Annotated in this window: 3 protein-coding genes and 1 pseudogene; 2 read left to right on the top strand and 2 right to left on the bottom strand. The window is 69.9% G+C overall.

What is annotated here, in order from left to right:
- Positions 1-196: 196 nt before the first annotated feature.
- Complete coding sequence (locus QH290_RS25145) at positions 197-1651, bottom strand: flavin-containing monooxygenase (protein WP_280385544.1); 1455 nt, start codon at positions 1649-1651, stop codon at positions 197-199.
- A gap of 85 nt (positions 1652-1736) precedes the next feature.
- Between QH290_RS25145 and QH290_RS25140 the strand changes: the two genes are divergently transcribed.
- Positions 1737-2807 carry an AraC family transcriptional regulator gene (locus QH290_RS25140; protein ID WP_280385542.1) on the top strand — a complete coding sequence of 357 codons (1071 nt, stop codon included), beginning with the start codon at positions 1737-1739 and terminating at the stop codon, positions 2805-2807.
- 9 nt (positions 2808-2816) lie between these two features.
- On the opposite strand, the gene QH290_RS25135 is transcribed toward QH290_RS25140, so the two are convergent.
- Entirely contained in the window at positions 2817-3596 is a 780-nt protein-coding gene (locus tag QH290_RS25135) for a metallophosphoesterase (protein WP_280385540.1), read from the bottom strand.
- 231 nt (positions 3597-3827) lie between these two features.
- Between QH290_RS25135 and QH290_RS25130 the strand changes: the two are divergent.
- A pseudogene (locus QH290_RS25130) lies at positions 3828-4269 on the top strand (hypothetical protein); the annotation flags it as partial.

The following is a 4269-nucleotide window of genomic DNA, read 5'->3' as shown; positions in this document are numbered from 1 at the left end:
ATATGAGGGGGTGTCGCGTGCCGGGATATAAGGGGGTGTTACGTGCCGGGGTGTGAGGGGGTGTCGCGTGCCGGGGTGTGAGGGGCACCGCCCGCCGGGCTGGTGCGCTGTTCGCGCACTACTTGTGTGTTCGTGCACCCTCTTCTGGGGCCTGTAGGGGGTGCGGGAGCACGTAGAGGGTGCGGCGGGGTGGGGGTTAGGTGGGGGTGAGGGTGTAGTCGGTGGGGTTCAGTTTGCGGGTGCGGAGGCGGTAGGTGGTGACGGTGCCGGGCCAGTTGTTGGTGATGCGGCCGGTGGCGTTGCGGTACCAGCTGGTGCAGCGGGTCCAGGGGGTGCGTTCCAGGCGGCGCTGGGTGCGTTCGTCGAATCTCGCCGCGGTGTCGGGGCGGACCTCCAGGCAGTGGCCCGGGCGTTCGGACAGGTAGGCGAGGGCCTGCCGGATGTAGCGAGCCTGGCACTCGATCATGTAGACGATGGAGCCGACACCGAGGTTGGTGTTGGGCCCGTACATCAGGAACAGATTCGGGAAACCGGGCACCGTCATCCCCAGGTAGGCGCGGGCACCGCCGGACCAGACCTCGTCCAGCGCGCGGCCGTCGCGACCGAGAATCCGCATGGGCCAAAGGAATTCGGTCCCCTTGAACCCCGTGCCGTACACGATCACGTCGGCGGCGTGGACCGTCCCGTCGGTGGTGCGTACGCCCTCGGGCACGATCTCGGCGATCCCGGTGGTCACCACCGCCACGTTCGGCCGGGTAAGCGCCGGGTAGTACTCGTTGGAGAACAGCACGCGCTTGCACAGCACCGGATAGTCCGGGGTCAACTTGGCCCGCAGCACCGGATCGGGCACGTCGTGGCGCAGCGCCCAGCGGCCGAGCCAGGTGGCGATCGCGCGAATCGGCGGCACCGACGCCAGCCCCAGGGCGAAGAACTCCAGGAAGCACCACACCCAGAGGCGTTGCGCCAGGCGCAGACCCGGAACGTACCGGAACAGGGCATGATGCACGGGCCGGTACTCGCGGTCGGTGCGGCGCACCACCCAGGCCGCCGTGCGCTGGAACAGCGTCAGCTGCGATACCTCGGGCTGGATGGCGGGCACGAATTGTATTGCGCTGGCACCGGTTCCGATCACGGCGACGCGCTTGCCCGCCAGATCGACGGCGTGATCCCATTGCGCGGAATGAAACGACGGGCCGCGGAAGCTCTCCCGCCCGGGAATCTCGGGCAGCCGCGGCCGCGACAGCTGGCCGACCGCGGAGACGAGGACGTCGGCGGTGTACTCCGCGCCGCCCGCGGTGCGCACCGTCCACCGGCCGGTGTCGAAGACGGCCTCGGTGACCTCGGCGCCGAACCGGATCCGCTCCAGCAGCCGGTGCCCGGTCGCGATCGCGCGCAGGTAGCCGTGGATGTCGGCACGCCCGGAATAGCGATGCGGCCAGTCCGCCTTGGGCTCGTAGGAGAACGAGTACAGCGGCGAGGGCACATCGCAGGCGGCGCCCGGATAGGTGTTCTCCCGCCACACCCCGCCCAGGTCCGCGGCGCGCTCCAGGATCGTGAACTCGCCGAACCCGTTGCGCTGCAATTCCATCGCCATTCCCAGGCCGCCGAATCCGGCGCCGATGATGATGACCGACGGCGTTGTCGCGGGCATTGTGGTGCTCCTCACATTCTTCGTGTCCGCTCTACTTTAGGGAGGGGCCCGCACCGTGATCGACATATTCGGCCATAATCGGCTCATGGCAACCGTGCAACACCCCGGGATCCGGAACTGGGACTTCCCGCGGGGCGTGGCGAGCGTGGCGCTCATGGTGGGCTACGCCCGCGAGCACGGTGTGCCGCCCGTCCGCATGCTGCGGGGCAGCGGTCTGTCCGAGGCCGACCTCGCCGATCCGGACGCGCAGATCGACGCGCACACCGAACTCGCGGTGGTCCGCAACCTGGTGCGCTCCCTGGCCGACCGCCCCGCGCTGGGCGTGGAGGTCGGCCGCCGCTATCGGATCACCACGTTCGGCATCTTCGGCTTCGCGTGCGTCTCCAGTCCCACTCTCGGCGAGGCGATTTCGTTCGCACTGCGCTTCCTGGAGCTGAGCTTCACCTTCTGCATCCCGGTAACCCGTTGGGAGCCGGGCGAATTCGTTGCCGAGGTGCACGACGAGCTGGTGCCCGCCGACGTCCGGCGCTTTCTGGTCGAACGCGATGTGCTGGCCATGCACCAGGTGATGACCGATCTGCTGGGCCGCCCGCTGCGGCTGCTGCGCGCCGAATTCGACTATCCGGAACCGCCTTACGCCGACCAGCTCGCCGACATCATCGGGGTGCGGCCGCGTTTCGGCCGCCCGCGCAACCTGTTCGCGCTCGCCCCCGCCGTACTGGAACAGCCGCTGCCGCAGGCCAACGAGCACACCTGGACCATGTGCCTGGCCCAGTGCCGGGATCTGGTGCATCGGCGCCGCGCCCGCACCGGCATCGCGGCGGAGGTGCGCGAGCGGCTGATGCCGCGGGGCGGGGCCGACGGCTACGCGACACCACCCGGAATCGACGCCGTGGCACGCGATCTCAATATGAGCACCCGCACGCTGCGCCGCCACCTGGACGCGTCGGGCACCAGCTACCGCGCGCTACTGGATGAGGTCCGCCGGGCGCTGGCAGAGGAAATGCTCACCGCCACACCGCTTTCGGTGAGCGATGTGGCGATCCGGCTCGGATACGCCGAGGCGTCGACATTCATCTACGCCTTCAAGCGCTGGACCGGGACCACGCCGTCGGCCTATCGCCGCGAGCGCGGGCGGACGGTCGCCAAGACCTGACTCACGGGATCAGTTCGGCTGCACGCCGATCCAGCCGCCCATCGGGACGGTGCGCACGATCGAGGTGAGGCGGCGGCCGTCGATCACGTGCAGCACCAGCGAGGGATCGGGGCCGTAGTCGATGGGCACCTGGCCGGGCGCGCCGACCTCCCATTCGCCGCCGATCAGCGAGGCCACGCTGGGCGCGACCACCAGCTGCCGACCGCCGAACAGGGTGGTGCCCATCGAGTGCATGTGCCCGGTGACCACCCCGACGATGCGGTCGTCGTCGGCCACGATCCGCTCCAGCCGCTGCGGGTCGGCCAGCCGGATCGGGTCGACCACCGTGCTGTACATGGGCAGCGGGGGATGATGCAGGGCCAGCAGCACCGCGGTGTCGGCGGGCGTCTCCAGCAGCAGATCGGTGAGCCAGGTGTAGGTCTCGTCGGTCAGCTCGCCGCCGCTCTCGCCGGGGATGGTGGAATCCAGCAGCGCCACCGTCAGCCCGTCCAGCCGCAGGTGCTGATTGATCGGCTCGTAGGAGGCCGGGCGCCGCAGCAGCACCTCCAGCAGGTTGGCGCGATCGTCGTGATTGCCGGGCAGCACCGCCACCGGGACGTCCGCGAGCAGCGCGGCCCGGGCCTGCTCGTACTCCTCGGTCTTGCCGGAATCGGTGATATCGCCGGTGACCAGGATCGCATCGGGGCGCCGCGGCAGGTCGGCCAGGTAGGCCATCACCCGTTCGGCCCGTTCGGCGTTGTGTGCGTGCAGGTCGAAGTGGGTGTCGCTGAGCTGTGCCAACACAATCATCGGCGTTCGCTTTCTCGTGGGAATCGCGCCGTTGCGCCCGAGCGTGCCTGGTGCGGCACCTTTCCAGGGTAAATCGCCCGATGTCGCCACGTCTGCATGAGACGCGCCACCGAATATAGCCAGAACGTATAGATCTTGTTTCGTGGCGCCCGGATCACACCGCGGCGAGACAACGGATACTCCCGGATGGTTGGATTCGAGAATTCGTCCGAGCGAAGAGGAGATCGACCCATGCGTGTGCGCTCCGCCGTAGTGATGACGACGGCCCTGACCGGCCTGCTGGCCGCGGGTGCCACCGGCCCGGCCGCCGCCGGACCGCTACCACCGGAGTGCACACAGTCGGACAATCACGTCACCTGCGTGTACACGGGCAATCAACAACTGGACGGCGGTTACGGCCGGGGCACATTCCTGCCGCTGCCCCCGGCGGTGACCCGGGTGCATATCGAGGCGATCGGTGCGCCGGGCGCGGACAGCTGCTGCCACACGGTGGCGCCGGGCGGCCGCGGAGCCCGGGTGGGCGGCGATGTCACGGTGCCGCCGGGCGCGCGCCTCATCGCGCGGGTCGCCGAGGGCGAGGGCAGCGCGGGGGGGCCGGCCCGCGCGGGGGCCGGCGGCCCCCCCGCCCCCGCCCCGCAATTGATTGGGGGGCACGGCGGGGGGGGGGGGGCGG

It is taken from the genome of Nocardia wallacei (genome assembly GCF_029869545.1).
Classification (GTDB): Bacteria; Actinomycetota; Actinomycetes; order Mycobacteriales; family Mycobacteriaceae; genus Nocardia; species Nocardia wallacei_A.
This window is presented reverse-complemented; position numbering and strand designations above follow the sequence as displayed.